27 protein-coding genes and 1 tRNA gene are annotated in these 26,017 nt (G+C 67.1%); 13 read left to right on the top strand and 15 right to left on the bottom strand.

Annotated features, from left to right (window positions below):
• Positions 1-73: 73 nt before the first annotated feature.
• The 4 genes from V8Z80_RS11005 to V8Z80_RS10990 form a co-directional block, all read right to left on the bottom strand.
• Positions 74-1,027, bottom strand: a complete 954-nt coding sequence (locus V8Z80_RS11005) for a Bug family tripartite tricarboxylate transporter substrate binding protein (RefSeq protein WP_336062064.1) — start codon at positions 1,025-1,027, stop codon at positions 74-76.
• A gap of 90 nt (positions 1,028-1,117) precedes the next feature.
• Positions 1,118-2,068: a hydroxymethylglutaryl-CoA lyase gene (locus tag V8Z80_RS11000; RefSeq protein WP_336062042.1), complete on the bottom strand. Its 951-nt coding sequence runs from the start codon at positions 2,066-2,068 to the stop codon at positions 1,118-1,120.
• Complete coding sequence (locus V8Z80_RS10995; protein ID WP_336062041.1) at positions 2,065-3,264, bottom strand: CaiB/BaiF CoA transferase family protein; 1,200 nt, start codon at positions 3,262-3,264, stop codon at positions 2,065-2,067. Before V8Z80_RS10995 ends, V8Z80_RS11000 begins: the two co-directional genes overlap by 4 nt.
• Before the next feature lie 214 nt (positions 3,265-3,478).
• Positions 3,479-4,390 carry a LysR family transcriptional regulator gene (locus tag V8Z80_RS10990; RefSeq protein ID WP_336062040.1) on the bottom strand — a complete coding sequence of 304 codons (912 nt, stop codon included), beginning with the start codon at positions 4,388-4,390 and terminating at the stop codon, positions 3,479-3,481.
• A 96-nt stretch (positions 4,391-4,486) separates the two neighbouring features.
• Between V8Z80_RS10990 and V8Z80_RS10985 the strand changes: the two genes are divergently transcribed.
• Positions 4,487-4,560, top strand: a tRNA-Cys gene (locus V8Z80_RS10985).
• Between the two features lie 1,265 nt (positions 4,561-5,825).
• Here the strand turns inward: V8Z80_RS10985 and V8Z80_RS10980 are convergent.
• Positions 5,826-5,975 (bottom strand): hypothetical protein, encoded by a 150-nt coding sequence (locus V8Z80_RS10980; protein WP_336062039.1) that lies wholly within the window; start codon positions 5,973-5,975, stop codon positions 5,826-5,828.
• Positions 5,976-6,167: 192 nt separating this feature from the next.
• On the opposite strand from V8Z80_RS10980, the gene V8Z80_RS10975 reads away from it, so the two are divergent.
• On the top strand, positions 6,168-7,238 hold the full coding sequence (locus tag V8Z80_RS10975) for a hypothetical protein (protein WP_336062038.1): 1,071 nt from the start codon (positions 6,168-6,170) through the stop codon (positions 7,236-7,238).
• A gap of 289 nt (positions 7,239-7,527) precedes the next feature.
• On the opposite strand, the gene V8Z80_RS10970 is transcribed toward V8Z80_RS10975, so the two are convergent.
• Positions 7,528-8,337 (bottom strand): DNA/RNA non-specific endonuclease, encoded by an 810-nt coding sequence (locus tag V8Z80_RS10970; protein WP_442951965.1) that lies wholly within the window; start codon positions 8,335-8,337, stop codon positions 7,528-7,530.
• A 260-nt stretch (positions 8,338-8,597) separates the two neighbouring features.
• Here V8Z80_RS10970 and V8Z80_RS10965 point away from each other — a divergent pair, with 260 nt between their 5' ends.
• A complete protein-coding gene (locus V8Z80_RS10965) occupies positions 8,598-8,990 on the top strand; it encodes a hypothetical protein (protein WP_155197389.1) in 393 nt (130 codons plus the stop codon).
• Between the two features lie 28 nt (positions 8,991-9,018).
• On the opposite strand, the gene V8Z80_RS10960 is transcribed toward V8Z80_RS10965, so the two are convergent.
• Complete coding sequence (locus V8Z80_RS10960; RefSeq protein WP_155197387.1) at positions 9,019-9,237, bottom strand: hypothetical protein; 219 nt, start codon at positions 9,235-9,237, stop codon at positions 9,019-9,021.
• 103 nt (positions 9,238-9,340) lie between these two features.
• On the opposite strand from V8Z80_RS10960, the gene V8Z80_RS10955 reads away from it, so the two are divergent.
• The 5 genes from V8Z80_RS10955 to V8Z80_RS10935 all read left to right on the top strand — a co-directional run bounded on the left by V8Z80_RS10955 (position 9,341) and on the right by V8Z80_RS10935 (position 13,225).
• Positions 9,341-9,952 (top strand): DUF2946 family protein, encoded by a 612-nt coding sequence (locus tag V8Z80_RS10955; protein WP_336062036.1) that lies wholly within the window; start codon positions 9,341-9,343, stop codon positions 9,950-9,952.
• Between the two features lie 9 nt (positions 9,953-9,961).
• On the top strand, positions 9,962-10,540 hold the full coding sequence (locus V8Z80_RS10950; protein WP_155197383.1) for an NUDIX hydrolase: 579 nt from the start codon (positions 9,962-9,964) through the stop codon (positions 10,538-10,540).
• A 42-nt stretch (positions 10,541-10,582) separates the two neighbouring features.
• Complete coding sequence (aat, locus tag V8Z80_RS10945) at positions 10,583-11,329, top strand: leucyl/phenylalanyl-tRNA--protein transferase (RefSeq protein ID WP_336062035.1); 747 nt, start codon at positions 10,583-10,585, stop codon at positions 11,327-11,329.
• 74 nt (positions 11,330-11,403) lie between these two features.
• Positions 11,404-12,144 (top strand): arginyltransferase, encoded by a 741-nt coding sequence (locus V8Z80_RS10940; protein WP_155196865.1) that lies wholly within the window; start codon positions 11,404-11,406, stop codon positions 12,142-12,144.
• Between the two features lie 40 nt (positions 12,145-12,184).
• Entirely contained in the window at positions 12,185-13,225 is a 1,041-nt protein-coding gene (locus tag V8Z80_RS10935; RefSeq protein WP_155196864.1) for a quinone-dependent dihydroorotate dehydrogenase, read from the top strand.
• A gap of 114 nt (positions 13,226-13,339) precedes the next feature.
• On the opposite strand, the gene phaP is transcribed toward V8Z80_RS10935, so the two are convergent.
• Entirely contained in the window at positions 13,340-13,918 is a 579-nt protein-coding gene (gene phaP, locus V8Z80_RS10930; RefSeq protein ID WP_155196863.1) for a TIGR01841 family phasin, read from the bottom strand.
• Between the two features lie 419 nt (positions 13,919-14,337).
• Between phaP and V8Z80_RS10925 the strand changes: the two genes are divergently transcribed.
• Positions 14,338-15,330, top strand: a complete 993-nt coding sequence (locus V8Z80_RS10925) for a tripartite tricarboxylate transporter substrate binding protein BugD (protein ID WP_155196862.1) — start codon at positions 14,338-14,340, stop codon at positions 15,328-15,330.
• Positions 15,331-15,397: 67 nt separating this feature from the next.
• Here V8Z80_RS10925 and V8Z80_RS10920 read toward each other — a convergent pair whose 3' ends face one another.
• Genes V8Z80_RS10920 through V8Z80_RS10910 form a run of 3 tightly spaced genes read right to left on the bottom strand, consistent with a single transcriptional unit; the run spans position 15,398 to position 18,317 of the window.
• On the bottom strand, positions 15,398-16,237 hold the full coding sequence (locus V8Z80_RS10920; protein ID WP_336062034.1) for an amidohydrolase family protein: 840 nt from the start codon (positions 16,235-16,237) through the stop codon (positions 15,398-15,400).
• Positions 16,228-17,259, bottom strand: a complete 1,032-nt coding sequence (locus tag V8Z80_RS10915; protein WP_336062033.1) for an NAD(P)-dependent oxidoreductase — start codon at positions 17,257-17,259, stop codon at positions 16,228-16,230. The genes V8Z80_RS10920 and V8Z80_RS10915 overlap by 10 nt, the downstream gene beginning before the upstream one ends.
• Complete coding sequence (locus tag V8Z80_RS10910; protein ID WP_336062032.1) at positions 17,256-18,317, bottom strand: LacI family DNA-binding transcriptional regulator; 1,062 nt, start codon at positions 18,315-18,317, stop codon at positions 17,256-17,258. The genes V8Z80_RS10915 and V8Z80_RS10910 overlap by 4 nt, the downstream gene beginning before the upstream one ends.
• Positions 18,318-18,587: 270 nt before the next feature.
• On the opposite strand from V8Z80_RS10910, the gene V8Z80_RS10905 reads away from it, so the two are divergent.
• Genes V8Z80_RS10905 through V8Z80_RS10895 form a run of 3 tightly spaced genes read left to right on the top strand, consistent with a single transcriptional unit; the run spans position 18,588 to position 21,380 of the window.
• Entirely contained in the window at positions 18,588-19,592 is a 1,005-nt protein-coding gene (locus V8Z80_RS10905) for a TRAP transporter substrate-binding protein (protein ID WP_336062031.1), read from the top strand.
• A 25-nt stretch (positions 19,593-19,617) separates the two neighbouring features.
• Complete coding sequence (locus tag V8Z80_RS10900; RefSeq protein ID WP_336062030.1) at positions 19,618-20,082, top strand: TRAP transporter small permease; 465 nt, start codon at positions 19,618-19,620, stop codon at positions 20,080-20,082.
• Positions 20,079-21,380, top strand: a complete 1,302-nt coding sequence (locus V8Z80_RS10895) for a TRAP transporter large permease (RefSeq protein WP_336062029.1) — start codon at positions 20,079-20,081, stop codon at positions 21,378-21,380. Before V8Z80_RS10900 ends, V8Z80_RS10895 begins: the two co-directional genes overlap by 4 nt.
• Here the strand turns inward: V8Z80_RS10895 and V8Z80_RS10890 are convergent.
• From V8Z80_RS10890 to V8Z80_RS10880, 3 genes are all read right to left on the bottom strand, one after another.
• Positions 21,377-22,198: an IclR family transcriptional regulator gene (locus V8Z80_RS10890; protein WP_336062028.1), complete on the bottom strand. Its 822-nt coding sequence runs from the start codon at positions 22,196-22,198 to the stop codon at positions 21,377-21,379. The two genes, V8Z80_RS10895 and V8Z80_RS10890, sit on opposite strands and share 4 nt — an antisense overlap.
• Before the next feature lie 101 nt (positions 22,199-22,299).
• On the bottom strand, positions 22,300-23,127 hold the full coding sequence (locus V8Z80_RS10885) for a competence/damage-inducible protein A (RefSeq protein ID WP_336062027.1): 828 nt from the start codon (positions 23,125-23,127) through the stop codon (positions 22,300-22,302).
• A 25-nt stretch (positions 23,128-23,152) separates the two neighbouring features.
• A complete protein-coding gene (locus V8Z80_RS10880; protein WP_336062026.1) occupies positions 23,153-23,962 on the bottom strand; it encodes an EI24 domain-containing protein in 810 nt (269 codons plus the stop codon).
• A gap of 62 nt (positions 23,963-24,024) precedes the next feature.
• Here V8Z80_RS10880 and V8Z80_RS10875 point away from each other — a divergent pair, with 62 nt between their 5' ends.
• Positions 24,025-24,420: a thioredoxin family protein gene (locus V8Z80_RS10875; protein ID WP_336062025.1), complete on the top strand. Its 396-nt coding sequence runs from the start codon at positions 24,025-24,027 to the stop codon at positions 24,418-24,420.
• 33 nt (positions 24,421-24,453) lie between these two features.
• Here the strand turns inward: V8Z80_RS10875 and V8Z80_RS10870 are convergent, their stop codons facing one another.
• Entirely contained in the window at positions 24,454-25,902 is a 1,449-nt protein-coding gene (locus V8Z80_RS10870; protein WP_336062024.1) for a DEAD/DEAH box helicase, read from the bottom strand.
• Positions 25,903-26,017 lie beyond the last annotated feature (115 nt).

Genomic DNA, 26,017 nt, shown 5'->3' with positions numbered 1-26,017 from the left:
TCACTTCAATATTGTCGACAACTTGCTGCGCCGCGGCACGCCAGGCCTGCCGCGGCCGGCGATGCCCGCCGGCCTACTCCTGGGTGATATTGGCGGCCTTGATGACCTTGCCCCAGCGGTCCAGTTCTTCCTGGGTGTAGGCGCCCAGCGCCTTGGGATCCATGTAGCGCGCCTCGGCGCCCAGGGCTTCGGCCTTCTGGCGGAACTCGTCGGTTTCCATGATCTTGCGGATCTCCTCGGACAGCCTGTCGACGATCTCGTCGGGCGTGCCGGCCGGCGCGTACATGGCGAACCACGAGGACACCAGCAGCTCGGGATAGCCGGCCTCGGCGGCGGTCGGCACGTCCGGCAGCGAGGCCAGGCGCTGCTCGCCGGTCACCACCAGCGGACGCAGCTTGCCGGCGGCGATGTGCGGCAGCAGCGGCGGCGGCGTCGTGATGGTCAGGTCCACCGAGCCGCCCAGCAGGTCGTTCATGGCCGGGCCGGTGCCGTTGTAGGGGATGTGCATCAGCTTGGTGCCCGCCATCTGGTTGAGCAGCTCGGTGGAAACCTGCTGCAGCGAACCCACGCCCGAGGAGGCGTAGTTCAGCTTGCCCGGCGCGGCCTTGTCGGCCTCGACCAGTTCGCGCAGGCTCTTGAACGGCAGGCCTTCGCGCACCACCAGCACCTGCGGCGCGGACAGCACGTTGGCCACGGGCTTGAAGTCCTTGATCGGATCCCAGGGCAGCTTGGGCGTGATGTGCGGGGTGATCACGTGAAAGCCCGAATACTGCAGCAGCAGGGTATAGCCGTCGGGCTTGGCGCGCGCCACGGCCTGGCCGGCGATGGCGCCCGCGCCGCCCGGGCGGTTCTCGACCACCACGCTCTGGCCCAGCGCGCGGCCCAGCGGCTCGGCGATCATGCGCGCCGAGATATCAGTGGTGCCGCCGGGCGCGGCCGAGACCAGCAGGCTGATGGGACGGTTGGGATAGGACGACTGCGCCTGGGCCAGGCCGGTCACGCCCAGGGCGCAGGCCAGTACGGTCAAGGAGCGCAGGCCACGGCGCAGCAGGGTAGTTTTTTGCACGGTTTGTCTCCGGGTTGTTGTGGAGGAACTAGGGTGAAAAGGGACGGGCGATCATCCAGGGGCGAAGTGCTCGGCCAGCCAGGCCGGCGCGGCGTGGCGCCGCTCGCGCGGCCCGGCGGCCAGCAGCGGCGAGACCGGCGTGCGGCCGACCACCGCCGGCAGGGCCGAGACCACCTGCAGCACGCGATCGAGCGACACGCCGGTGGCCACGCCCATGGACTCGAACATGTGGACCAGCTCTTCGGTATTGACGTTGCCGCTGGCGCCCGGCGCATAGGGGCAGCCGCCCAGCCCGCCGACGGCCGCGTCGTAGCGCGTCACGCCCGTCTGCCAGGCCGCGGCCGCATTGGCCAGCGCCATGCCGCGGGTGTTGTGGGTATGCAGGGTCAGCCCCAGTTCGGGATGGGCCTGGCGCACGCGCTCGCAAAGCCGGGCCACCTGCGTGGGATAGGCCATGCCCGTGGTGTCGCACAGCGTCACGCCCGCCGCGCCGGCGCGGGCCACGGCCTGCACCAGGCGCAGCACCTGGGCCGCGTCGACCTCGCCTTCGAACGGGCAGCCGAACGCCGTCGAGAGCGAGACGTTGCTGGGCTTGCCGGCCTGCGCGCCGCGTTCGATCACCGCCAGCAGCTGTGCCAGCGATTGTTCGCGCGTCATGCGCAGGTTGGCGCGGTTGTGCGTTTCGCTGGCGGACATCACCAGGTTCAGCTCGTCGATACCGACTTCCAGCGCCCGCTCCAGGCCCCGAACATTGGGGATCAGCGCGGTATAGACCACGCCGGGCACGCGCGTGATGCGGGCCATGACTTCCTGGGCGTCGGCCAGCGCCGGGATGGCGCGCGGCGAGGTGAAGCTGGTCACCTCGATGCGCGCAAAGCCGCAGGCCGACAGGGCGTCCACGAAACGCACCTTCTCGTCGGTGGGCACGAATACCGGCTCGATCTGCAGCCCGTCGCGCGGACCGACCTCGTTGACCTCGATGGCGGCGGGACCGTGCTTCATGCGATGACTCCTTGCTCGCGCAGCGCGCGGATCTGCTCGTCCGACAGCCCGGCCTCGCGCAGCAGGGCGTCGGTGTGCTCGCCCAGCCGGGGCGCGCGCTGGCGCACGGCGCCCGGATTGGCGGAAAGCACGGGCATGACGCCGGGCATGGCGACCTCGGCGCCGCGTGCGCTGCGCACCTTGACGATGGCGCCGCGCGCATGGAAATGCGGGTCTTCGGCGATGTCGCGCGCGGTGTAGTTGCGGCCCGCCGGCACGTCGGCCTGGCGCATCACCGCCAGCACCGTGTCGATGTCCTGCGTGGCGGTCCAGGCCCCGATGGCCCCGTCGATGCGTTCGACCTGCGCCACCCGCCCGTCGTTGTGCGCCAGCGCCGGGTCGTCGGCCAGGTCGTCGCGGCCGATGGCGCGCATCAGGCGCTGGAAGATCGCGTCGCCATTGCCGGCGATCAGCGCGTAGTTGCCGTCGCGGCACAGATAGGCATTGGAAGGCGCGATGCCCGGCAGGCTGGCGCCGGCCGGCTGGCGCACGGCGCCGAACACCGAATATTCGGGCAGCAGGCTTTCGGTGAGGTTGAAGATGCTTTCGTACAGCGCGGTATCGATGACCTGGCCCTGCCCGCCGCGCGCATCGCGCTCGTACAGCGCCAGCAGCACGCCCAGCGCGCCGTGCAGGCCGGCGATGGTATCGCCCAGCGACAGGCCGGCGCGCACCGGCGCGCGGCCAGGCTCGCCGTTCAGGTAACGCAGCCCGGCCATGGCCTCGGCGATGGCGGCAAAGCCCGGCTCCAGGCGCTTGGGACCCGTCTGCCCGTAGCCCGAGACGCGCAGCATGATCAGCCTGGGGTTGTCCGCATGCAGCGTCTCCCAGGACAGGCCCCACTTTTCCATGGTGCCCGGACGGAAATTCTCGATCAGCACGTCGGCCGTGGCCGCCAGCTGGCGCACCATCTGCTGGCCTTCGGGCCGGCGCAGGTCGATGCAGATCGACTCCTTGTTGCGCGACTGCGCTTCCCACCACACCGAGGTGTCGCCATCGAGCATGCGCCATTTGCGCAAGGGATCGCCCTGCCCCGGCGGTTCGACCTTGATGATGCGTGCGCCGAAATCGGCCAGCGTCTTGGCGGCGAAGGGACCGGCGATCAGTTGGCCCAGCTCCAGCACGCGGATGCCGGACAGGATCTGCACAGGGCTCATGGGGCGTTTCCAGCTCGTGGGAAGTTGCGAGAGCCGCAGTATGGAGCGTGCGCCCGGCCCGCCGGAATCGTTAAAAGGGGAAAAGGGTTATCGCAAAATACGAAATCCGGGCAAACCCCAGGGGTGGCGCCCCACCCTCAGGCGCGGCGCCCTGTGGCCCGCCCCGCAGGCCCCTTATTGCAACCCCGATTGCCTTATTGCAGCCCCGACTGCCTTATTGCAGCCCCGATTGCCCCGCCGCCTGCAGGTGCGACAGCAATTGCCGCGCCGCGCTGCTTAGCGACTCGGTCTCGCGCGCGCCGATGATCAGCTCGCGGCGCGCCCAGCCGTCGACCAGCGGGATCAGCGTCAGCTGCATCGATTGCGCATGCGGCGCGGCCGCCAGCCGGGGCAGGATGCCGATAAAGCCGGTGGACACCGCCATGCGGCAGATGGAATCGAAGCCGCGCACCTGGATGCGCAGCTTGAGCTCGCGGCCCAGGCGCTCGCACTCCTCCTGCAGCCGCATGGCCAGCGAGGTGCTTTGCGACAGGCCGACATAGTCGTAGTCCAGGGTCTGCGCAAAATTGAGCTGCCGGGCCTGCGCCAGCGGATGGCGCGGCGGCGCCACCACCACCAGCTGGTCGCCGCGATAGGGATAGACCGCCAGCTCGCCGCTGGGCGTGCGGTCGGCGAAGATGCCCAGGTCGGCCTGGTTCTCGGCCAGGGCGCGCACGATGGTGGTGCTGTTTTCTTCCTTCATGTGTATCTGCACCGCAGGATGCGCGCGCATGAAGGCAGCCAGGTCATCGGCCAGGAACTGCGTGATGGCCGAGGTGTTGGCATATAGCCGCACCGTGCCCTTGACCCCGTGGGCATAGTCCGAGAGCGCGCCCGCCATCTGCTCGACCTCGCCCAGCACGCGCAGGGCGTGGCGCAGGCAGGCCTGCCCGGCCTCGGTGGGCTGCACGCCGCTGGCATGGCGATACAGCAGCGCCGTGCCCAGCGCCGCCTCCAGGTCGGCGATGCGCTTGCTGGCCGCGCCCACGGCCAGGTGCGCCTGCCGCGCGCCGGCCGAGATGCTGCCCAGGCGCACCACGGAGACGAACAGGGACAACGTGACCAGGTCGATACGGGCAGGATTCATGGAAAAGGCCGAAGAAAGGGGCCCCCGCGGGGCGGGCGTCTGGCGCTTACGCAACGAGCTCAGGTACGGTATACTAGCTGGCTTAACCCATTTTGCGGCGCAATGGCAGAGTGGTTATGCAGCGGATTGCAAATCCGTGTACGTCGGTTCGATTCCGGCTTGCGCCTCCAAGACAGAAGCGGCTCCCAGCGATGGGGGCCGTTTTGTTTTTGGGGCCTGTGTGGGGAATTCCTGACATTGCCACACACCAGCACCGACCGCCGCCGATTCCTCCTGGCATGCACTGCATAAACATACAGTTCATGCTAGGACTTGCGGTCTGCCCCCCCCCCCCCGCATTAACCCACGACCAGCTACGCAAAATCCAGGCTACCCGCCGGAGCGTTCCGGACGTGCGCCCGCTACCCTGGGAGACTGCCCGGTTTCGCAAGATCTGCGGCGGGCCGAGTACGTGTACCGGGTCCGGATTGTCGAGCGTAAGGCAGGCGCTCTCATGCGCCGAGACATCTCTGGTCGCCTTACGCCTGGAGCCATGGGTCATGGAAGCCAAGGCCGAAACGAGCCGCACAAGCTGCTTGCCGGCCCGCTTGCAATCCGTAAGAGATACTTTAGTGTCAAGCTGCGTGATCTCCGCCGTAACACTGCTATTGGCGCAGATGCACCCACCACAGCACTGAAACTAGAAATTTTTTACGCTGATGCTGGCCTTACCCGACTCAAAATTATCACCAGGAATACCGCCGCGGAGCCAGCGCGCGAACCTTGACGTTCCCTGCCTAATAAAACGATTATGGAGATAATGATAGGGAAGTCATTTGAATACCGAGCCAGGCATCCACTCAGGTTGAGCGGACTTTGGGCTAATCCTCACCCAATCCTTATGCCTTGCATGCACCCGCACAACGGTTCCAACCGGAACAGAACGAACAACGGGCGCGTCTAAATCGGGCCACTCGAACACTGCCGCACTCACTGCTGTTCGGAGCGTCTCGGCTGGAGCAGCCGACGTCCCGGTGATAGGAGCTGCAACCGCGGCCGCGGGCGCCACAACACGGGCCGCCCCAGTGGAAGCACGGTAGCCTGAAGAACTCGCGCTACCAGATCCAATCCTGCAAGTTTTACTCCACGAAATGCAGGAATTTCCACAAGGCTGCCCCTTGCGGCACTGCTTCGCATCAGACCCAGGCGGGACAAGAACAAGCAGCAATGCAACGAAGACTGCCCAAGAAGTTTTCATGATCCGCCCCCTTCCCTGCTTTTCCAACCAGATAGCGCGACCGTTTGCTGTTTTTGGAGCAACCCATTCCGTCACAGTTTTCCGGCAAAGAATCTTCTAGTGTCCTGCTTCTGTAGCCCAGTTTACTTAAATACTTAAGAACGATCTCTGGGCCAGAAAGATTCGACATCAAGTCCTGATTCGTTTGGCAAGGCCGGTTCACGTACCTAGTTGCAACCTTGCCCGCGGGTTTGAGGCATTGAGAATCGCCTTGCTTTGATTGGCAAAAGCCCGCGATTCCATAGCCGAAAACACTTTGCCGCCATCCACTTTGATGGCGATAGAACTGCGCGGGTTCCACACCTCCATTTCGCATCCTGATAGTATAGTTCACTTAAAATCGCTGGGTTCTTCCTGGATAAAGCGCCAGCGCCCTTCATCCCTAGAGTGCGGCTTAAAGAAAACGGCACCGATAGAAATTAGCTCGGAAAGGGCCTTCACCGTCCCTTCACTCAACCAATCTAGATTTCAACTATGCCCATCGAACTTGGAGTCTGGCGCATGGACCAGGCCATCGAGCCAATCAGTCCAAAAGCCCTTGATGACGAACGCAAACTCGAAGACCTGATTCAGAGAAACATCGACATTATCGGCCCTCACCTTATGGTGATCGGCCGGCAAGTCAAGACAAGTTTTGACAAGGTGGTCGACCTTCTTGCCATTTCTTCGGATGGCGACCTCGCTGTAATCGAAATCAAGCGTGATCGCACGCCGCGGGAAATCATTGCCCAGACGCTGGACTACGGCTCCTGGGTACATACCCTCGATGATGCTGATGTAGCGCATATTTGGGCCCGATATATCGAACGTGAAGACTCTGGCGTCTCAAAGGGACAGTCGCTAGACGATGCATTCTGCAAGCATTTCGGCTTGGACGAAATGCCTGACGAAATCAACTCCGAGCACGAACTGATCATCGTTGCAAGCGAACTAGATGCTTGCACGGAGCGGATCGTCAACTACCTCGCCGATTACCATGGCGTGAACATCAACGCTGTCTTCTTTCGCTCCTTCCGTGACGGAGACCGCCAATACTTGACCCGCGCCTGGTTACGCGACCCCACCACCATCCCGGCCGAGACCCGCGAAACTGTCGCCGGAAACGAGCTAAGCAACGAATACTACGTTTCCTTTGGAGGCAACCGCAATTGGGAGGACGCCGTAAAGTACGGCTACATCAGCGGCGGCGGCAAGAGCTGGTACAGCAACAGTCTGCTGATGCTCTCTCCTGGCAATCGTGTATGGGTCAACATCCCGGGCTCTGGCTACGTAGGCGTGGGCATTGTTGAAGAAGCCCGTCTGCCGATTGATGATTTCAAAGTTATGGTCAATGGACAAAGCTTGCCGATCCTTCAGTCTGGCGCCGACATTGCCAACAAGGTATTGTGCTCTGAAGATCCAGATCGCTGCGAATACTTCGTGCGCGTCAAGTGGCTCAAGTCCGTGCCCAAGTCCCAAGCAATCAAGGAAAAGGGATTCTTCGGCAACCAAAACACCGTAGCGCGTCCGAAGAAACCCAAGTGGGTGCATACAGTAGCGCGCCTGAAGGAACGCTTTAGCATCAGCGACTAATGCTCCGATCGCGATGGGAGGGAAGCACTTCGGCACTTTAGTAAGTAAGCCGCCGAAATGGCGGTCTCCCTACTTAGGGCTGGTTTTCTCTGGGAAATCTTACTTGCTGAATCTCCCGACATCGTCTCCGCCAATAAGCGCATCCAACTGGATGCGCTCGTCTCAAAATGCCAGTTGCTCAACCAACAGCATCCATGCAATAAGACGAGACCGCTGAAGCACGAAATCACCAAGCCCTCGACTGCACCGTAACAACCAAAATCGGTTGCACCTTATCCCTGTGCCCCCCCTACGGCCAAGGCAGCAGCCGCAGCCCCGTGCGCCGCACGAACTCGGCGTAGCCGATCGGCGGCCCGGGCTGCGCGCTGGCGTGGTTGGCCTGCCAATGGACCCAGGAGCGTCCGGTCGTATCGTCGTAGACCAGCTTGAACAGGTGGCTGGGCACGGCCACGCCCGCTCCGATCGCCAACGGCGTGCCGGCATAGACCGGCCCGGTAAATACATAGACGTCGCCCGCGGCCCGCATCACGTACTTGCGTGTGTCCTGCTCGATGCGGTTCCAGGCCCCGGCGTTGTGCGCCTGGTCCTGGGGCACCATGTTGGCCAGGGAAAAGCTCTGCGCCATCGCCTCGTCCGTATGCATGTCGCCGGCCGGCGCCATGTGCCCGCGCGAGTAGCCCGAGCCCCGGTAGTCGGCCAATTCGGCCCGCTCGGCCTTGGGCAGGCGCGCTTCGGCATAGAACCTGTCCTGGCGCTGGACCTGCGGCGCCCGGGCCAGCATCTGCCGGTTCAGGCGCGTGGCCGCAAACACCGGGGTCTTCGTCTGGCCGCTGTGCAGCACCGCGAAAGACGAAAAACACAGCTCCCTCAGGCCGGGGGCGGCGGGGACGGCAGGCGGCTGGCCCTGGGGGAAGAACTGCCTGCATTGCGAAAAATCGGTTTGCGCCAGCGGCCCGGAGGCGGCCACGAGCGGCGCGAACGGCTCTTGCGGTGGCCAACCCAGCCATGCCAGGACCTGGCCGGGCGGGAAGTCCGCCCGCCATTGCGGGTGCATCAGGTAGGATGCCGCCCCGAACGAGGCGGCCGCGGACAGCAGCATGGCGCGCAGGAACCGCCATGCGCGCCCGGTGCGGGGGCCTTTTTTTCGGGTGCTCGTGCGTCTTCTCGTGGCGGGTGCGGATCTCTTGGCGCGGGTCATGCTACCGGGGGACTGCTGCTGCGGCGGCAGAGTCTATCACCCCGGTTCGCCGCGCCGCACGGCCCGGCGGCGGTCCGTTCCGGCCGGCGGCGCCCTGCGCCGGCCGATCCGTCCCCCGGCCGTTTGGCAGGCGGGCCGATATTTGGCAAACTGAACCCATCATGACCCAGACTACGCATACCTCTTCTTCCCCTGCCGTGCAGTGGGGCTACCAGCATCCGGAGTGCCGCGGCGAAAACGCCCTGGTCTTCTTTACCTGGGACCTGGGCCGCGTGGTGGAATCGGCCCTGCAGGGCCGCGACAACCTGGACGAGGCGCTGCCTGACGCCCAGGCCGCGGTCGACGGGCTGCTGCGCGAATACGTGGCGCGCCGGGCCGCGCCCGACGCCTTCGAGGGCCAGTCCATCGTGCTGCGCATCGAGACCGACACCGACGAGGACGGCGATGCGGCGCCCTACGTGGCCTTGCAGACCACGCCGCACCTGGAGCAGCTGATCCTCGAATCGCAGGCCCGCTTGCAGAACAGCCAGCCCGGCGCGGCCAATACCCACTAGCCGTGGCCGGCCCGGGGCGCGCCGCCGCTCAGGCGCCTGCCGCGTCCTGGCCCACGGGCGGCGGCTCGATCCAGAAAAAACGTTCGCCGCGCTGCACCATGGCCGCGACGTCGGCCGCGCTCATCTTGAAATCCGTGCCCATCAGGGTGGCGGTGCCGTTGGCATGGATATGGATGACCGAGGGCGGATCGCCATCGACCGTGTACCAGTAGTAGCCGGGCGCGAGCTCGTGAGGCAGCTTGTCCATGAGGGTCTTGCTCCAGGAAGTTGGGAAAGCCTTGGGGCAAGGTACCAGAAACGCGGCCCGGCGCGGCCTTTCTACAATAAGGGACCCGCAGCTGGAGCTTCCGATGGACGAGAACGTACTTGCCGCCATGGCCCGCTGGCCCGACGTGCCGGCCGCCTACGGCTGGCTTTCGCTGGACCCTCGGGGCCAGTGGCGCCTGCACCCGGATGGGGACAGCGCCGCGGGCGGTCCCGGCACGCCGATCACCCACCCCGGCATCGCCCGGTTCATGCAGCGCAACTATACCGGCGACGCCCACGGCAATTGGTACGTGCAGAACGGGCCCCAGCGCGTCTACGTGCGGCTGGACGCCGCGCCTTTCATCCTGCGCCGGGCCGACCGGGGACCCGGCCTGCAGACCCACACGGGGCTGGCGGTGCGGCACGTGGCGCAGTGGTGGCTCGACCCGGGGCAAGGCCAGCTGTACGCCTTGACCGATGCGGGGCCGGCGCGCGTGGACGACCGCGAGCTGCCCGGCATCCTTCAGATGCTGCGCACCGCCGAAGGCCAGCCCTTGATCGACCGCCTGGAAGCGCCCCTGCCCGAGGCGGGCCAGGCGCTGGCCGCGCCGGCCGGGCAGGGCCCCGGAGCCCTGCTGCGGTCCCTGGGCGAGCGGGATGCCGCCGAGGTCCTGGGATTCGTGCGCCAGCCAGCCGCCGGCAAGCCGCTTCGGTAGAATCGCTGCATGACCCCGCGCGCGCCCGACTTCTACTTCCCCGCTCCCCGCAGCCAACGCTATTGCAGCCAATGCGGCGCCACGCTCAGCCGCGAGGTTCCACCCGGCGACAACCGGCTGCGCGACCTGTGCCACCACTGCGGCGCCGTGCACTACCAGAACCCGCGCATGGTGGTGGGCACCGTCCCGGTCTGGGAAGGCCGCATCCTGCTGTGCCGCCGCGCCATCGAGCCGCGCTACGACACCTGGACGCTGCCGGCCGGCTTCATGGAGCTGGGCGAGACCACCGAACAAGGCGCGGCGCGCGAAACGCAGGAGGAATCCGGCGCGCGCATCGAGCTGGGCGCGCTCTACACCGTGATCGACGTGCCGCAGGTCGAGCAGGTGCACCTGTATTTCCTGGCCCGCGCGCTGGGGCCCGAGCTGGATCCGGGCCCCGAAAGCCTGTATGCGCGCTGGTTCGAGCCGGCCGAGATACCCTGGGACGAGCTTTCCTTCCGCACCGTGGCCAGCACCTTGCGCCACTACGTGCAGGACCGGGAAAACGGCCACTGGGGGCCGCACCACTACAGCCTGGGCAAGGAATGACCGCTGGCCACCGCCTTGCGCCCGCCGTGCGCCGGGGGCCGCGTGCCTAGCCTGCCCTGGCTGCACGCCGGCGCGCCCTTCCCGCCGCCGCAGTCGGCGCTGACCGAGCCGGACGGCCTGCTGGCGGCCGGCGCGGACCTCTCGGTCGAACGGCTGCGCAGCGCCTACCGGCAAGGCATCTTCCCGTGGTTCGGCGAGGGCGATCCCATTCTCTGGTGGAGCCCTTCGCCGCGCATGGTCCTGCGCTGCCAGGACTTCGCCCCGCCGCACGCCCTGCGCAAGCGCCTGCGCCAGCTGGCGCGCGCCCAGGCGCAGGGGGACACGGCCCTGCAGGTGCGGGTGGACCACGATTGCGCGGCAGTGCTGCGGGCCTGCGCCGCCCCGCGCGAACCGGGCGGCGGCACCTGGATCACGCCGGCCATGCGCCAGGCCTACCTGGCCTGGCACCGGGCCGGCGAGGTGCACAGCATCGAGACCTGGCAGGACGGCGAACTGGCAGGCGGCCTGTACGGCGTGAGCCTGGGCCGCATGTTCTTCGGCGAATCCATGTTCACCCGCGTCAGCAATGCCTCGAAGATCGCGCTGGCCCATCTGGTGGCCTACCTGAAGGCCCAGGGCGTGGCCTGGATAGATTGCCAGCAGCAGACCGCCCACCTGGCCAGCCTGGGCGCGCGCCCGGTGCCGCGCGACGCCTTCCTGGCCCACGTGGCCCGCGCCGTCGCCCAGCCGCCCATCGCCTGGACGCGCGGCGTGCTGGACCTGCAGGGACGGCTGCACCCGGCCGCCTAGGCGGCCCGCCGCGGCCCTCTTCAGAAGCCCGCCTGCCCGCGTGTATAGTGAAGCATGCCCGCCCGACCGAATCGATGAGCCAACTCAAGGAGCTTCCGTTCGCCGCGCTGCAGTTCTACGCGACGGCGCCCTACCCCTGCAGCTACCTGCCCGAGCAGCAGGCGCGCTCGCAGGTGGCCGCCCCTGGGCACCTCATCAACGCCGGCACCTATTCCCACCTGGTCGAACAAGGGTTTCGCCGCAGCGGGCTGTTCACCTACCGCCCGCATTGCGACCATTGCCGCGCCTGCATCCCGGTGCGGGTGGACACCGCCCGCTTCGCGCCCAACCGCAGCCAGCGCCGCGCCTGGGCCCGGCACCGCGACCTGGTGCCGCTGGTGGCCGAGCTGGCCTGGTCGGCCGAGCACTACGCGCTGTATTCACGCTACCAGCAAGGCCGCCACCCCGGCGGCGGCATGGACGAGGACAGCCGCACGCAATACGCCCAGTTCCTGCTCGCCAGCCGGGTCAACACCCGCCTGGTCGAGTTCCGCAGCCCGCAAGGCGCGCTGCGCATGGTGTCGATCATCGACGTGCTGGACGACGGCCTGTCCTCCGTCTATACCTTCTACGACCCGGACCTGCGCGCCAGCTTCGGCACCTACAGCATCCTGTGGCAGATCGAGCAGTGCCGCACCCTGGGCCTGCCCTGGCTGTACCTGGGCTACTGGATCGCCGGCAGCGCCAAGATGGCCTACAAGTCCAACTTCCAGCCGGTGCAGATGCGCATCGACGGCAAATGGACCTCGCCGCCCGAGCCCGCACCCGGACGCTGAACCGCCTTTCCCCTTTCCTTTTCCCACCCGACGATACGGCATGTCCTTTCTTTTCAACGCTTATGCGCTGGCCCGCCCCGCCCTGTTCGCACTGGACGCGGAAACCGCCCACGAACTGACCCTGCGCAAGCTGCAGCAGGCCTACGATTGCACCCTGACGCGCGGGCTGATCGCCGGCGATCCGCCGCGCGTGCCGGCCACCATCATGGGGCTGGCGCTGCGCAATCCGGTGGGCCTGGCCGCGGGGCTGGACAAGAACGGCGCGCACATCGATGCGCTGGGCAGCCTGGGCTTTGGCTTCGTCGAGGTCGGGACCGTCACGCCGCGTCCGCAACCGGGCAACCCCAAGCCGCGCATGTTCCGCCTGCCGCGCTCGCAGGCGCTGATCAACCGGCTGGGCTTCAACAACCAGGGCCTGGCGGCCTTCGTGGCCAACGTGCAGCGCAGCCAGTGGCGCGCCGGCGGCGGCATCCTGGGCCTGAACATCGGCAAGAACGCCGATACGCCCATCGAACAGGCCGCCAGCGACTACCTGCTGGGCCTGGAGGGCGTCTATCCCCATGCCGATTACGTAACCGTCAACATTTCTTCGCCCAATACCGCCAACCTGCGCAGCCTGCAAGGCGGCGACGAGCTCGACGGCCTGCTGGCGCAGCTGCGCGACAAGCGCCGCGAACTGGAAGACCGCCACGACCGGCGCGTGCCGCTGGCCGTCAAGATCGCGCCTGACCTGCAGCCAGGACAGGTCGACCATATCGCCCAGGCGCTGGCGCGCTGGGACGTCGACGGCGTCATCGCCACCAACACCACGCTGTCGCGCCAGGCGGTGCAGGGCCAGCCGCACGCGCAGGAACAAGGCGGCTTGTCCGGCCCGCCCGTGCACGAACTGTCGCTGGCCGTGATCGCCCGCCTGCGCCAGCAGCTTGGCGCCGGTTTTTCCATCATCGGCGTGGGCGGCATCGTGTCGGGCCGGCAGGCGCGCGAGAAGATCGAGGCCGGCGCCGATGCGGTACAGCTGTACACCGGCCTGATCTATCGCGGGCCGGCGCTGGTCCAGGAGTGCGTGCGGGCGCTGGGATAGGCCGGCCCTGCCGGGGCGGCCCCACGCAAAAAAACCGGCCGCGCAAGGCGGCCGGTGGGACGACAAGGCACGCAGCCCGCAGGCTGCGTGCGGCCCGCAAGGGGCCGGCGGCCGTCAGGCGGCGCGGCGGCTGCGGGGCGCGGCCTTGGCAGCCACGTCGGCGGCATCCGACGCAGCCTTGAAGGTCGCATTGGCGGCAACGTTCATGTTGGTCTCGGCCACTTCGGCGGCCTGCTTGGCGGCCTTGCTGAGCGATTCGTAGGCGCTGTTGGCGGTCGCCAGCGAGGACTTGAACAGGGCCAGGGCGCTTTCCGAGCCCGCCGGCGCGTTGCGCGACAGCTGCTCGACGGCTTCGCTCAGGTTCTTCTGGCCGGCGGCGATGCGCTCTTCGGTCAGTTGGGCCAGTTCGCTTTGCACGCCCGAGACGATGTCGTAGACGTGCTTGCTGTAGGCCAGGGCCTTTTCCGCGCTGGGCTGCAGCAGGCTGGCCGAGAAAGCGGCGGCGTCCTGCCCGTCCCGCAGTTCGGCGGCTTGCTGGGATTTCTGGGCGACTTCGTCCAGCGAGGCGCGCACGACCTTCAGGTTCAGGTCGACCAGCTTCTCGAAGCCGGAAAACAGGGTGTTCTGGTAGGCAACCAGCGTGTCGATCGCAGCTTTCTGGTTGGTGAAGACTTGTTGGGGGATGGCGCTCATCGATATCTCCTGGGTCGTTGGGTCGTGGGCCCCGGGGCGGCAGGCCTGGCGAATACGAGGAATTCTGCTGCACTGGCCCACGCGCGCTGGCGCGTGGGCGTAAGGATCGCGCTGAGCCAGCGATGTTTTGCTGCGCTGCACAACACCATTTTAGGGCAGCAGGCTGTCATGTCAAGAACCTTTTGTGCAACGCAGCAGCTTTTTTGCACCATCGTGGCGCCCGCCACCCGTCCCGCACGGCGCAAAAATCCCGCAAACCCCTGAAAAATTGAAAGTTTCGCGTCAGCTTTTGTTCGGGAAAACCTATGGTGACGGGCTCGGGGACTTTACTTAGACTGCTTTCCTCGATGATTTCATCGGGGGCCTTTCCCTGTCGAAAGCCCTTCTTCAACGATTCCCGCATAGCGAGGAGACCCCTTATGCAACATCCTATCCGCGCCTTGCCGGCACGGCTTGCCAGCGCCGCACTGCTGGTCTGCGGCGTGCTGGCCGGCGCAGCCCATGCCGCCGAATATCCGGCCAAGCCCATCAACATGGTCGTGCCTTTCGCCGCGGGCGGCCCCACCGACAACGTGGCGCGCTCGCTGGCCGAGGCCATGCGCCCGGCGCTGGGCCAGACCGTCGTGGTCGAGAACAAGGCCGGCGCCGGCGGCACCATCGGCACGGCCACCGTGGCGCGCGCCCAGCCCGACGGCTACCAGGTGCTGCTGATGCACATCGGCTTCTCGACGGCGCCCTCGCTGTACAAGAACCCCAACTACGATCCCTTCGAGAGCTTCGAGCCCATCGGCCTGGTGGTGGACGTGCCCATGACGGTGATCGCCCGCTCGGATTTCCCGCCCAACAACATCCAGGAGCTGGTCTCCTACGTCAAGGACAACAAGGACAAGGTCTCGCTGGCCAACGCCGGCATCGGCGCGGCCAGCCACCTGTGCGGCACCATGCTGACCAGCGCCCTGGGCGTGGACCTGCTGACGGTGCCCTACGGCGGCACGGCGCCGGCCATGAACGACCTGCTGGGCAGGCAGGTGGACATGCTGTGCGACCAGACCACCAACACCACCCAGCACATCAACGGCGGCAAGGTCAAGGCTTATGCGGTCACCAGCAAGGAGCGCGTGCCCACCCTGCCCGACCTGCCCACGATGGACGAGTCGGGCTTCAAGGACTTCGAAGTCGGCATCTGGCACGGCATGTGGGTGCCCAAGGGCACGCCCAAGCCCGTGGTGGACAAGCTGGTGGATGCCTTGCAAAAGGGCCTGGCCGATCCGAAGTTCCAGGAGCGCATGAAGGGCCTGGGCGCCACGGTACTGACCGACCGCGCCAACCCCGACGCCCTGACCGCCCAGGTCAAGCAGCAGGTGCCGCAATGGGCCGAGCTGTTCAAGAAGGCGGGTATCGAGCCGCAGTAAGCTGACCGCCGCCCCGGCCGCCGCCCGCCTCGCTGCGGCGGCCGGGGCCTTTTTACGGCGGTTCTTGTCAATCGCCGAATCGGTAGAGCGCCGCGGGGTTATCCACCAGGATGCGCCGCGCGCCGGCCTTGCCGCCGGCCCACTCGTGCAGCAAGGCCAGCAGGCCGGCCTCGTCCGGGCGCCGCGCCTGGCCGGGATGAGGCCAATTGCTCGCCCAGAGACACCGCTGCGGATAGCGGCGCGCCAATTCGGCGGCCAGGCTGCCCACGTCGCGATAGTGCGGCGGCCCCGAACGGGAAGTCTCGTATGGCGCCGAGAGCTTGACCCACACCCGTCCGCTGTCCAACAGCCTGCACAAGCTATGCCAGCCTGGATGGCTGGTCTGCACCGGTTCGAGGAACTTGCCGGTGTGATCGATGACCACGCCGCAGGGCAATGCGCGCAGCATGGCCTCGTACGCCGGCAGGCTGCGTCCGTCCAGCTGCAGATTGATGTTCCATTGCAATGGCGCAATACGCGCCGCCAGGCGCGGCAGGTCGTCCCAGCCCAGCCAGGATTGCGCGCCCGGGACCATCATGAAGCGCACCCCGCGCACGCCCAGCGCCTCCCAAGCCTGCAATTGCGCTGCCGGGATGTCGGGCGCGCAAGCCACCACGGCGCGCGCCGCCCCCCCTGCCCTCGCCAAGGCGTCCAGGGTACAGCGGTTGTCCGGGCCATATCCCACGGGCTGCACGATCACCGCGCGCGACAGGCCCAAGCGGGCCTGCAGCGCAAGATAGTCGGACCAGCCGGCCTGCGACGGCGGCGTGCCCGGACCTGCCATGGGAAAACGGGCCGGCTCGTAGATGTGCAAGTGGGTGTCGCAAGCGCCCGCAGGCAACGCCGGGGCGAAGGGCGTCATGGACATCGGGAAACCGGCGCATTGGCGCACGGCCCGGCCCGAGACAGCCGGTGGAACCTGTACGCATCCTGGGCGTTAAGCGCCTCGTGCGGCACCTTGCCTTGCAATATGGCCCTGACCTGCTCGACCGTGTCCAGCGCCTGGTGCTCGACCGCCTGCGGCGTGAGTCCGCCGATATGCGGCGAAGCGATCACCTTCGGATGCATGGCCAGCGCCAGGCTGGGCATCTGGTCGGCCGCCCGCCCGACATCCAGCGCGCAGGCGGCCAGCCGGCCTTCGTCCAGCGCCTGCAAAAGCGCCGGCTCGTCCACCAGCTCGCCGCGCGCGGCGTTGACGAAACAGGCCCCCGGCTTCATGGCAGCGAAAGCCGCCGCATCGAACAGGCCCGCCGTTTCGGGCACGGAGGCTGCCAGGCAAATCACGTAGTCGGCTTCGGCCAGCACGGCGGCAAGCGTATCGGCGCGGCGGCATGGCCCCACGTCGGGCTGGTAGGGATCATGCACGAGCACGTCCATGCCCAATGCCTGGCCGAGCTTGGCCAGGTAGCGGCCTATGGTGCCGTAGCCCACGATGCCCAGCACGGCTCCAGCCAGCTGCCTGCCCATGCGCACCGACGGGACGCGACCTTGCCTGTACTGGCCGACGGCGCACGAAATGCCCCGGCTCATATCCACCATGACGCCGACAATCCATTCGGCGACCGAAGGCCCGAAGCCGGGCGTTGCCCGTGTCACCAGCACACCATGGCGGCTGGCTGCCGACAGGTCGATGTTGTTGACGTCGACCGCGACGCGGCAGAAGGCGAGCAACTCGGGCAGCTGCTCGAAGACGTCGGCAGGCACCGCGGGCACGCGCGCGCCGACGATCACCTGGCACCCCTGGGCGGCCTGCACCATCTGCGCCGCGGACAAGGGCTCCTGCTGCGTATTGAGGCGCACCTCGGCCAACTGCTCCAGCCGTCTCAATGCCCGCTCGCCATAGTAATGTTCGCGCGCCTGGGGCGTGTGATTGAGAAAGACACGCATCATGGACTGTCCCCGTGTCCCGTGCGGGCCGGCGCACGAACCGATCCGCGCACCACCAGGGTAGGTTCGAACCGAAGCTGCTCGGCCTGCGCCTGGGGAGCGGTGATGCGCTGCACGGCGCGATCGACCATGGCCTGGGCCATCGCCGCCACCGGCATCGCGATGGACGTGAGCGGCGGATGGGTGAATGCCGCCAGCACCATGTTATCCATCCCGACCACCGAGACGTCCTGCGGGACGCTTTTGCCCGCCGCCCGCAAACCGGCCATCAGGCCCAGCGCCAGCGTGTCGTTGACGGCCACCACACCGGTAGGAGGCGAAGGCTCGCCCGCCAGCCGCTGGCCAAGTTCATAGCCTATGTCGGCCAGTTCCGAATCGCCGTAGGCCGTGATGGCGCGACCCTCGTAGACCTGCGCCGACACCGGCTCGGCGGCCTGCGCGCCAGCACGCAAAAAGCCCTCGATCTTGCGGTCGCGGCTATTGGTACGCCCGGCCGGCATGACGAAGGCCAGACGGCGATGCCCGTGCTCGATCAAATGCTGCGCGGCCAGCCGCCCGGCCTCGACATTGTCGGCATAGACGTGGTCGATGCCTTGACCGCGATCCTGCCCGGGAGCCCGGTCGTAGCTGACCACGGCAAGCCCGCGGGCTATGGCTTGCTCGATATGGCGCTCGTCGTCGAAGGACGAAACCAGGATGGCGGCGGCCACGCCAAAACTGCTCAGATCCTCGAGCATGCGAGCCTCCAGCTCGCGGTCGCGATGGGTATTGCACAACATGACGCGATAGCCATGCTTGCGCTGGGCATAGGACTCCAGCGCGGCGGCGATTTGTCCATAGAAGGGGTTGGCCGTCGAAGGCACCAGCAGGCCGATCACGGGATTCCTGCCCGTCTTGAGCTGCCGGGCGGCCTGGTTGGGCCGGTAGCCGAGCAGGCGTATGGCCTGCTGCACCCGCGCGGTGGTCTCGGGTCGCAGCCGCTCGGTGCGGCCATTGAGCACATTGGAAACCGAGCTGATGGACACCTTGGCGAGCTTTGCTACGTCTTGCATCGTGGCCATGCCGGCCTCCCTGCCTGTCGGTCCGTGGCCTGCGTAGAAAAGCGAGGCTGATTCATGAATCGTTTTAGTAAATCGTTATAGCTTTTTGACTTTAGCATACCGGAAACCGATTCCTCAATCCACGGGTTATCCCCTGTAAAAGCCGGTTGTATGACCTCATCAGAGCATGCTAAGTTTCAACTACAACGTTTTACTAAAACGTTATACAAACTATCAAGCCAGCTTGCCCGGCAGTGGCAAGACCGCGCCGACAAATCCAAGGAGACACCCATGCGCCGCAGCCCGTCCTTCAAATCCCTTGCCTTGGGCGCCGTGCTGTCCGCCCTCGCCCTGGCCCACCCCGGCGTACATGCCCAGAAAAAACGCGAGATCAAGGTCTCGCATGCGCAGGCCGCTTCGCTGGAATCGGAACTGCAGATCGCGGCGTGGATCTTTCGCACCTACGTCAACGAAAATTCGGACACGCTCAGCGTGCGCATCTTCCCGAACAACGCGCTGGGCGACGAGCGTTCGGTCTATGAAGGCATGCAATTGGGAGGCGGCGCGACCTGCGCGCTGGGAGGCACCGCCATCCTCAATACCTTTTCCCCGCGGCTGGGGGTCATCGACCTTCCCTTTCTCTGGAAGGACTACGAGCACATGAACCAGGCGCTGGACGGCGCCGTCGGCCAGCAGCTGGCCCAGGACCTGGAACGCTCGGGCTTCAAGGTTGTCGGCTGGCTGACCAACTGGGGCTTTCGCAACGTGGTGACCGCGAACAAGCCGGTCACCCGGCCCGAAGACCTCAAGGGCCTGAAGATACGCACCATCCAGAGCCCGGTGTACATCGACGCCCTGAACGCGATGGGCGCCAACGCGACGCCGATGGCCTTCGGCGAAGTCTATTCGGCCATGCAGACCGGCGTGCTGGATGGGTTCGAGCATGGGCCGGCGGTGGTGCTCACGGGCAAATACCATGAAGTGACCAAGCACATCGCGCTGACGCGGCACTTCCTGGGCCCGGCCGTATTCGCCTGCTCGCTCAACGAGTGGAAGCAGCTTTCCGACCAGGAACGCGAGGTGCTGACCCAGGCCGTCAGGCTGGCTTCCGACGTCAACCGCTCGCTCGCGCCCGTGCGCGAGGCGCAAGCCCTGGAAAAACTGCGCGGACTCGGCATGCAAATCAGCGAAATCGATACCGGCGCCTTCGAGGAACGCGCCGTCCAGATTCAAGACAAGTTCGCCGCCGACCGCAATGCGGCGGATCTGCTCAAGCAGATTCGCGAAAGCCGCTAAAGCGCCGCCGCAGCCGGAGTCCGCAATGCGATACGTACACACGGCGGCGCAGGCGATGCTGGCCCTGCTGTTCACGCTCATGGTCATCGTGGGGGGCATGCAGGTCTTTAACCGCTTCCTGCTGAACAGCTCGCTTAGCTGGAGCGAAGAACTGCAGAAATTCAGCTTCATCTGGCTGGTGTTCTTCGCCATCCCGGTGGCCTATCAGCGGGGCTCGCACCTTTGCGTGGACGCCCTCGTCGAGCGCTTGCCCTTGCGGCTGCGCAAGGGCCTGGCCGTGGCCATAGACGCGTTATGGCTGGCGCTTGGGCTAGCTTTCGTGCTGCTGACCTGCAGGCTCATGGGTGTGGCGCGCTTTCAGCAAAGCGCTGGACTGGGCATCAGCATGGCCTGGGCCTACAGCGGCATGCTGGCGGGCGGCGCCTATCTGGCCCTGTGCGCAGCCGTCAAGCTGCTGTCGCCGCGCCCCGCGCAGGAGCGCGCGCCATGACATTGCTGCTCATCTTCGGTGCCCTGCTGCTGATGGTGCTGCTGGGCGTGCCGATCCTGCTGGCGATCGCCTCGGTCAGCCTGGCCGGCGTGAGCCTGATCGACGGGCTGGTGCCGGCCTTGATGCCGCAAAAGACCTTTGCCATGCTGGATTCGTTCAGCCTGCTGGCGCTGCCCTATTTCATTCTGGCCGGCGCCATCATGGCACGCGGCGGGCTGAGCGAAGGCTTGATCGGCTTTTCCCAGAAGATCGTCGGACATATCCGCGGCAGCCTGGGCCACACCGCGGTGCTTTCCTGCACGGCCATGGCCAATGTGTCCGGCTCGTCCACGGCCGAGGCCGCGGCCGTGGGCTCGATCGTCATTCCCGCCATGCGCAGGCAAGGCTATCCGCCCGGCCGCGCCGCCTCCATCGTGGCCGCCGCCGCCACCATCGGGCCCATCATCCCGCCCAGCATGACCATGATCATCTATGGCTCGATGACGGGCGTGTCCATCGGCGGCCTGTTCCTGGCCGGCGTCGTACCCGGCCTGCTCATCGCCCTTACCCTGATGGCGGTGATCTACGGCCTGTCGTACCTGCCCGCCTATCCCGAGTTGCGCGCCGTGCTGCCGCGCGCCTCGCTCTCGCAGATCCTGCGTGCGACAGTCGAGGTCTGGCCCGCCTTGCTCGCCCCGTTCGTCATCATGGGCGGAATACTCAGCGGCATCTTCACGGCAACCGAGGCGGGGGTAATTGCCTGCCTCTACAGCCTGGCCGTAAGCGTCTTCTGGTACAGGGGCATCGGCTTCAAGCAGCTGGTCGCCATCCTGGTCGATGCGGCCGTCACCACCGCCATGGTGGCCGGCGTCATAGGCATGGCCGGCGCACTGGGCTGGATGCTGAGCTACCTGAATTTCAACGACCTGATGCTCGAAGCACTGCGCGGGCTGACCAGCAGCCCGCTGGCCATGCTGCTGATCCTGCTGGGACTGATGCTGCTGCTGACCATGCTGCTGGACGGGCTGGCCGTGGTCGTGGTGCTGGTGCCGACCATCGTCTACGTCGGCCAGGCCTTCCAGCTCGATCCGATGCAGCTGGGCATCCTCATGATCATGGTCACGCAAGTGGCGGGCCTGACGCCCCCGGTGGCGATACTGCTGTTCATCACCACCAGCATCGCCCAGACCCGTTTCACGGATACCGTACGCGCCAGCGGCCCCTTTCTGGGCGCATTGCTGTTCGTGCTGGCCCTGGTGATATGGATTCCCGAGCTGGCGACATGGCTGCCAACACGGGTCTTCGGACCCGCGAACTAGACGATCGCCGCAGCCTCGTAGCCCAGCGCCGCGGATATGCCCGCCGCCGTCTCCACCAGCCGCTGGATCCATTCGTCCTGCATGCGGTCGGCCGGCGCCGAGATGGACAGGCCCGCGACCAGCTTGCCCGCGTCGTCGTAGATGCCGGCGGCGATGCAGCGCACGCCCAGCTCCAGTTCCTCGTTGTCGCGCGCATAGCCGTGGCGGCGCACCAGCGCCAGCTCGCGCTCCAGGCGGTCCAGTTCGGTCAGGCTGTTGCGCGTGTGTCCGGCCAGGCCGGTGCGCAGCGCATAGGCGCGCACCTGCCGCTCGTCCAGCGAGGACAGGAACAGCTTGCCGGTGGAAGTCAGGTGCAGGGGCGCCCGCCCGCCGATGGCGCGCACCACCTGCATGCCCGAGCGCTCGCTCCAGGCCCTTTCGATATAGAGGATTTCGTCGCCCTGCTGCACCGACAGGTTGACCGTCTGGCCGGTCAGGCGGTGCAGCGCCCGCATGGCGCCCAGCGCGGCCTCGCGCACGTCCAGGCGCCCCTTGACCAGCGAGCCGAGCTCGAGCAGCCGCATGCCCAATTGGTAAAGGCCGTTGTCCACCCGCTCGACGAAGCGGCCCAGCACCAGGTCGTTGAGGATACGGTGCGCGGTGGACGGATGCAGGCCGGTGCTTTGCGAGAGCTCCTTGAGCGTGACCGGATCGGACTGCGCGGCCAGCGCATCGAGCAGCCGCATGGCGCGTTCGAGCACCTGGATGGCGATGGCGGGGGTGGCCGGCTGGCCGTCGCCCAGCGGCGCCGCGGAAGAAAGCAAGGATGCACGGGACATTGCGGTTGGCCTGAAATGAGCGGAACGCGGCCCGGCCACGGGTAGCCACCGGTTTGCCGCGTTGCAGCAAAACGATTCTATCCCATATGGTGAAAAAATAGCTAGCCGGCGGCCGCCGCGGCGGGCGGCGGCGCCAGCTGCCCGCCCAGCTTGATGACTTCCTTGCGCAGGAACTCCAGGGCCTGTGCGGCGGCCTCGGGCGGGCCCTTGACCCCCAGCTCGATGTGGGCGCGTCCGCCCTCGCCCACGCTGGGCAGGCTGAAGGCGCGAATGCCCTGCCACTGCTCCTGCACGGCCAGCATGGCCGGGGTGATGCGCGATTCGGGCAGCTCGAACACCAGGAAGGAATGCTCGGCCTGCACGTTGCGGTGGTGCAGGTCCTTGTAGCGGGTGTCCAGCACCCATTCGATCATGGGCCAGGCCATGACGGGAAAGCCCGGCACGAAGGTGTGGTCGCGAAGATGAAAGCCCGGGATCTTGTTGTAGCGGTTGGGCACGATCTCGCAGCCCTGCGGGAACACGCCCATCTGCAGGCGCTGCTGGTTCTCGGGCAGGGACATGTCGGCCGAACCGCGCCCTTCGGCGGCCATCTCGGCGCAACGCTCGGCGATCAGCGCGGCCGCCTCCGGATGCAGGACCAGCGGCAGGTCCAGGGCCTGCGCCACGGCCTGCCGGGTATGGTCGTCGGGCGTTGCGCCGATGCCGCCGCAGGAAAAAACGATGTCGCCGCTGGCGAAGCTGCGCCGATACGCGGCCTGCAGCGCCTGCCGGTCATCGCCCAGGAACTGCGCCCACGCCAGTTGCAGGCCGCGCGCGCCCATCAGCTCGATGACCTTGGAAAAGTGCTTGTCCTGGCGGCGGCCCGAAAGGATTTCATCGCCCACGACGATCAGACCGAAGCGGCGGGTGGCGCAAGACGCAGTGCTCATGGCGGGGGCTTCCAAGAAGAAGGGCTCAGGCCGGCAGCTCGGTTTCCTGGCGCAGGCGCGTCAGCGCGTCCAGGCCGAAATGGGCATACACCAGCGAGGAGAAAACCGGCAGCACGATCCAGGCCGGCGGCAGCAGGTTGATCAGCGAGCAGATCAGGCCCAGCATCCAGAAGCCCCAGCGGTGGCGCTGGTAGAGCACGCGCCGCTCCTGCGGCGAAGCGTGGTCGGCCAGCGCGTCCACGCGCAGCATGTAGTGAAAGGCGAACGCCCACCAGAAGATGGACAGGGCCAGGCCCAGCGGCGGGAACAGCCACAGCGGCAGGGTCAGCAGCCAGCCGGCGGCAAAGGCCGCCAGCACCCAGACGGCGTTCCAGGCCCCCACGGCCATGCTCCAGCGGCCCTGCCGGCGCAGCCCGGTGTATTCGCGCCGCTCGATGTGGCCGAGCACCATGGGCATGACGCACACCGCCGCCACCGCCAGGCCCACCACGCCGGCCGAGGGCAGCAGGATGGCCGCGGCGATCAGCGGCACCAGCCATACCTTGAGCGAGAACAGGCCGATGGCCACCAGCCAGTCGTCCACGCGGTTGACCGTCTCCCACTGGCCTGCCTCGGCGGTCAGCCAGCCGGTCAACGGATCCCAGAACAGCCAGATCAGCGCCACCGCGCCCAGGAACATCACCAGGAAAGGCAGCAGGATGGCCAGCAGCATGCGCGGGTGGCATTGCGAGACGATGGCGCGCTGGAAGGCCCGGGCCACCCCGGACAAGCCTGCCGAGGGCTGCGGCGCGCGGTCGGGGTCCAGGCGGATGAGGTCGGAACGGGAGTCGGCCATGCGTATCCTGTGGGCGTCGGACGTGCGGGTATGATAGTCGCACCCGAACCCGTTTGCCGGACATGCCCGTCTATTTTCCGGATACCGCCCGCCTGCCCGCCACGCAACTGCCCGAAGCGCCCTCGCTGGTGGTTTGTTATTGCGCCGAATGGTGCGGCACCTGCCGCCAGTATCAGCCCCTGTTCGAAGCCCTGGCCCATCGCCGCGGCGATTACGTGTTCGCCTGGGTGGACATCGAGGACCATCCCGAACTGCTGGGCGAACAAGACGTGGAGAACTTTCCCACCGTGCTGGTGATGCGCGAGGGCCGGACCGTGTTCTACGGCACCTTGCTGCCGCATATCGGGCACCTGGAGCGGCTGCTCGATGCCCCGGCCGCGCACGCGCCCCAGGGCCTGCCCGATGTGCCGGCGCTGCTCAGCCGGCTGCCGGCCGCGGCGGGCGGATCCCAGGCTTAGGCACGCGCGGGCCCGCCAGGCCCAGGCGCGGGCTCAGTCCTGCTTGCGCGGGCCGCCGCCCAGCAGCACGCCCAGCGCGCGCTTGGGCGCCTGGCGCGCCGCCGCCTTGCGTTCGGCTTCCTGCGGCTCGCCGGCCTGGCCGGCTTGCGGCGAAGGCTCGTAGGGCTTGAAGAAAAAATCGTCCGCCGGCTGGCGGGCCGCCGGCGCGCCGTGGCGCACGCCGGCGCGCGGACCGCGTTCGCGCCCGCCACGCTCGCCGCGGCCCTCGGGGCGGCCATGCGCGCGCGCGCGCAGTTCGGCCGGGATATCGAGCGTGCCGCGCGGCACCGGCCGCTTGATCAGCTTCTCGATCTCGAGCAGCAGCTTTTCTTCCTGGGGCGTGAAAAGCGCGATGGCCTCGCCCGAGGCGCCGGCCCGGCCGGTGCGGCCGATGCGGTGCACGTAGTCCTCGGCGCTGTAGGGCAGGTCGTAGTTGATGACGCAAGGCACGCCGGCAATATCCAGGCCGCGCGCGGCCACGTCGGTGGCCACCAGGACCTCGAGCTCGCCGGCCTTGAAGGCCTCGAGCGCCTTCATGCGGTCGAGCTGGCTTTTATCGCCGTGGATGGATTCGGCCCGCACGCCGTCGCGTTCGAGCTCGCGCGCCAGCCGGCCGGTGCCGATCTTGGTGTTGGAGAAGACGATGACCTGCTTGAGCCCGCGCGACTTGACCAGGTGCACCACCGCCGCGCGCTTGGCCTCGCTGGCCAGCGGATAGGCGATCTGCGTGACGGTATCGGCGGTGGCATTGCGCCCGGCCACGGCGATCTCGATGGGGTCCTTGAGATAGGAGCGGCCCAGCTTGCGGATCTCGTTGCTGAAGGTGGCCGAGAACAGCAAGGTCTGGCGCTGCTGGGGCAGCAGGCGGATGATGCGTTCCAGGTCGGGCAGAAAGCCCATGTCCAGCATGCGGTCGGCCTCGTCCAGCACCAGGATGTTGACCTGGCCCAGGTTGACGTTGCGCTGCTCGACGTGATCGAGCAGGCGCCCGGGCGTGGCGATCAGCACCTCGCAGCCGGCGCGCAGCGCGGCCTTCTGCGGCGCGATGTCCACGCCGCCGAACACCACGGCGGTGCGCAACGGCGTGTGCAGGCTGTAGCGCCGGGCGTTCTCGGCGACCTGGTCGGCCAGCTCGCGCGTGGGCGCCAGGATGAGCGCCCGCACCGGATGGCGCGCCGGCGACATGCTGTTGTTGGCCAGCGGCATGAGCCGGTGCAGGATGGGCAGCGTGAAGGCCGCCGTCTTGCCGGTGCCGGTCTGGGCCGCGCCCATGACGTCGCGCCCGTTCATGACCACCGGCATCGCCTGGGCTTGAATGGGCGTAGGCGTGGTATAGCCCGTTTCGGCTACCGCCCGGAGCAGGTCGGGATGCAGGCCGAAATCGGCGAACGTAAGCGAGGTCGCGTCGCTGGACGCGGCAGGAGTGTTGGAATCGTGGGTCATCAAGGTGGTGGTTGCACGCACCCGTCACCGGCAGCGCGAATCATGGGCCGGATCGCAGGAGATGCGGCATTTTAACGCAGGTGCGCGAATTCGCCCCGGCGGCCAGGCAAGGCCC

Source organism: Orrella sp. JC864 (genome assembly GCF_037026685.1).
Classification (GTDB): domain Bacteria; phylum Pseudomonadota; class Gammaproteobacteria; order Burkholderiales; family Burkholderiaceae_B; genus Orrella.
This window is presented reverse-complemented; position numbering and strand designations above follow the sequence as displayed.

Coding starts and splice junctions, on each gene's coding strand:
- V8Z80_RS11000 (WP_336062042.1), bottom strand. CDS start 2,068: ATGAAGCACGGTCCCGCCGCCATCGAGGTCAACGAGGTCGGTCCGCGC.
- V8Z80_RS10995 (WP_336062041.1), bottom strand. CDS start 3,264: ATGAGCCCTGTGCAGATCCTGTCCGGCATCCGCGTGCTGGAGCTGGGC.
- V8Z80_RS10990 (WP_336062040.1), bottom strand. CDS start 4,390: ATGAATCCTGCCCGTATCGACCTGGTCACGTTGTCCCTGTTCGTCTCC.
- V8Z80_RS10980 (WP_336062039.1), bottom strand. CDS start 5,975: ATGGAGGTGTGGAACCCGCGCAGTTCTATCGCCATCAAAGTGGATGGC.
- V8Z80_RS10975 (WP_336062038.1), top strand. CDS start 6,168: ATGGACCAGGCCATCGAGCCAATCAGTCCAAAAGCCCTTGATGACGAA.
- V8Z80_RS10970 (WP_442951965.1), bottom strand. CDS start 8,337: ATGCTGCTGTCCGCGGCCGCCTCGTTCGGGGCGGCATCCTACCTGATG.
- V8Z80_RS10965 (WP_155197389.1), top strand. CDS start 8,598: ATGACCCAGACTACGCATACCTCTTCTTCCCCTGCCGTGCAGTGGGGC.
- V8Z80_RS10960 (WP_155197387.1), bottom strand. CDS start 9,237: ATGGACAAGCTGCCTCACGAGCTCGCGCCCGGCTACTACTGGTACACG.
- V8Z80_RS10955 (WP_336062036.1), top strand. CDS start 9,341: ATGGACGAGAACGTACTTGCCGCCATGGCCCGCTGGCCCGACGTGCCG.
- V8Z80_RS10950 (WP_155197383.1), top strand. CDS start 9,962: ATGACCCCGCGCGCGCCCGACTTCTACTTCCCCGCTCCCCGCAGCCAA.
- V8Z80_RS10940 (WP_155196865.1), top strand. CDS start 11,404: ATGAGCCAACTCAAGGAGCTTCCGTTCGCCGCGCTGCAGTTCTACGCG.
- V8Z80_RS10935 (WP_155196864.1), top strand. CDS start 12,185: ATGTCCTTTCTTTTCAACGCTTATGCGCTGGCCCGCCCCGCCCTGTTC.
- phaP (WP_155196863.1), bottom strand. CDS start 13,918: ATGAGCGCCATCCCCCAACAAGTCTTCACCAACCAGAAAGCTGCGATC.
- V8Z80_RS10925 (WP_155196862.1), top strand. CDS start 14,338: ATGCAACATCCTATCCGCGCCTTGCCGGCACGGCTTGCCAGCGCCGCA.
- V8Z80_RS10920 (WP_336062034.1), bottom strand. CDS start 16,237: ATGTCCATGACGCCCTTCGCCCCGGCGTTGCCTGCGGGCGCTTGCGAC.
- V8Z80_RS10915 (WP_336062033.1), bottom strand. CDS start 17,259: ATGATGCGTGTCTTTCTCAATCACACGCCCCAGGCGCGCGAACATTAC.
- V8Z80_RS10910 (WP_336062032.1), bottom strand. CDS start 18,317: ATGGCCACGATGCAAGACGTAGCAAAGCTCGCCAAGGTGTCCATCAGC.
- V8Z80_RS10905 (WP_336062031.1), top strand. CDS start 18,588: ATGCGCCGCAGCCCGTCCTTCAAATCCCTTGCCTTGGGCGCCGTGCTG.
- V8Z80_RS10900 (WP_336062030.1), top strand. CDS start 19,618: ATGCGATACGTACACACGGCGGCGCAGGCGATGCTGGCCCTGCTGTTC.
- V8Z80_RS10895 (WP_336062029.1), top strand. CDS start 20,079: ATGACATTGCTGCTCATCTTCGGTGCCCTGCTGCTGATGGTGCTGCTG.
- V8Z80_RS10890 (WP_336062028.1), bottom strand. CDS start 22,198: ATGTCCCGTGCATCCTTGCTTTCTTCCGCGGCGCCGCTGGGCGACGGC.
- V8Z80_RS10885 (WP_336062027.1), bottom strand. CDS start 23,127: ATGAGCACTGCGTCTTGCGCCACCCGCCGCTTCGGTCTGATCGTCGTG.
- V8Z80_RS10880 (WP_336062026.1), bottom strand. CDS start 23,962: ATGGCCGACTCCCGTTCCGACCTCATCCGCCTGGACCCCGACCGCGCG.
- V8Z80_RS10875 (WP_336062025.1), top strand. CDS start 24,025: ATGCCCGTCTATTTTCCGGATACCGCCCGCCTGCCCGCCACGCAACTG.
- V8Z80_RS10870 (WP_336062024.1), bottom strand. CDS start 25,902: ATGACCCACGATTCCAACACTCCTGCCGCGTCCAGCGACGCGACCTCG.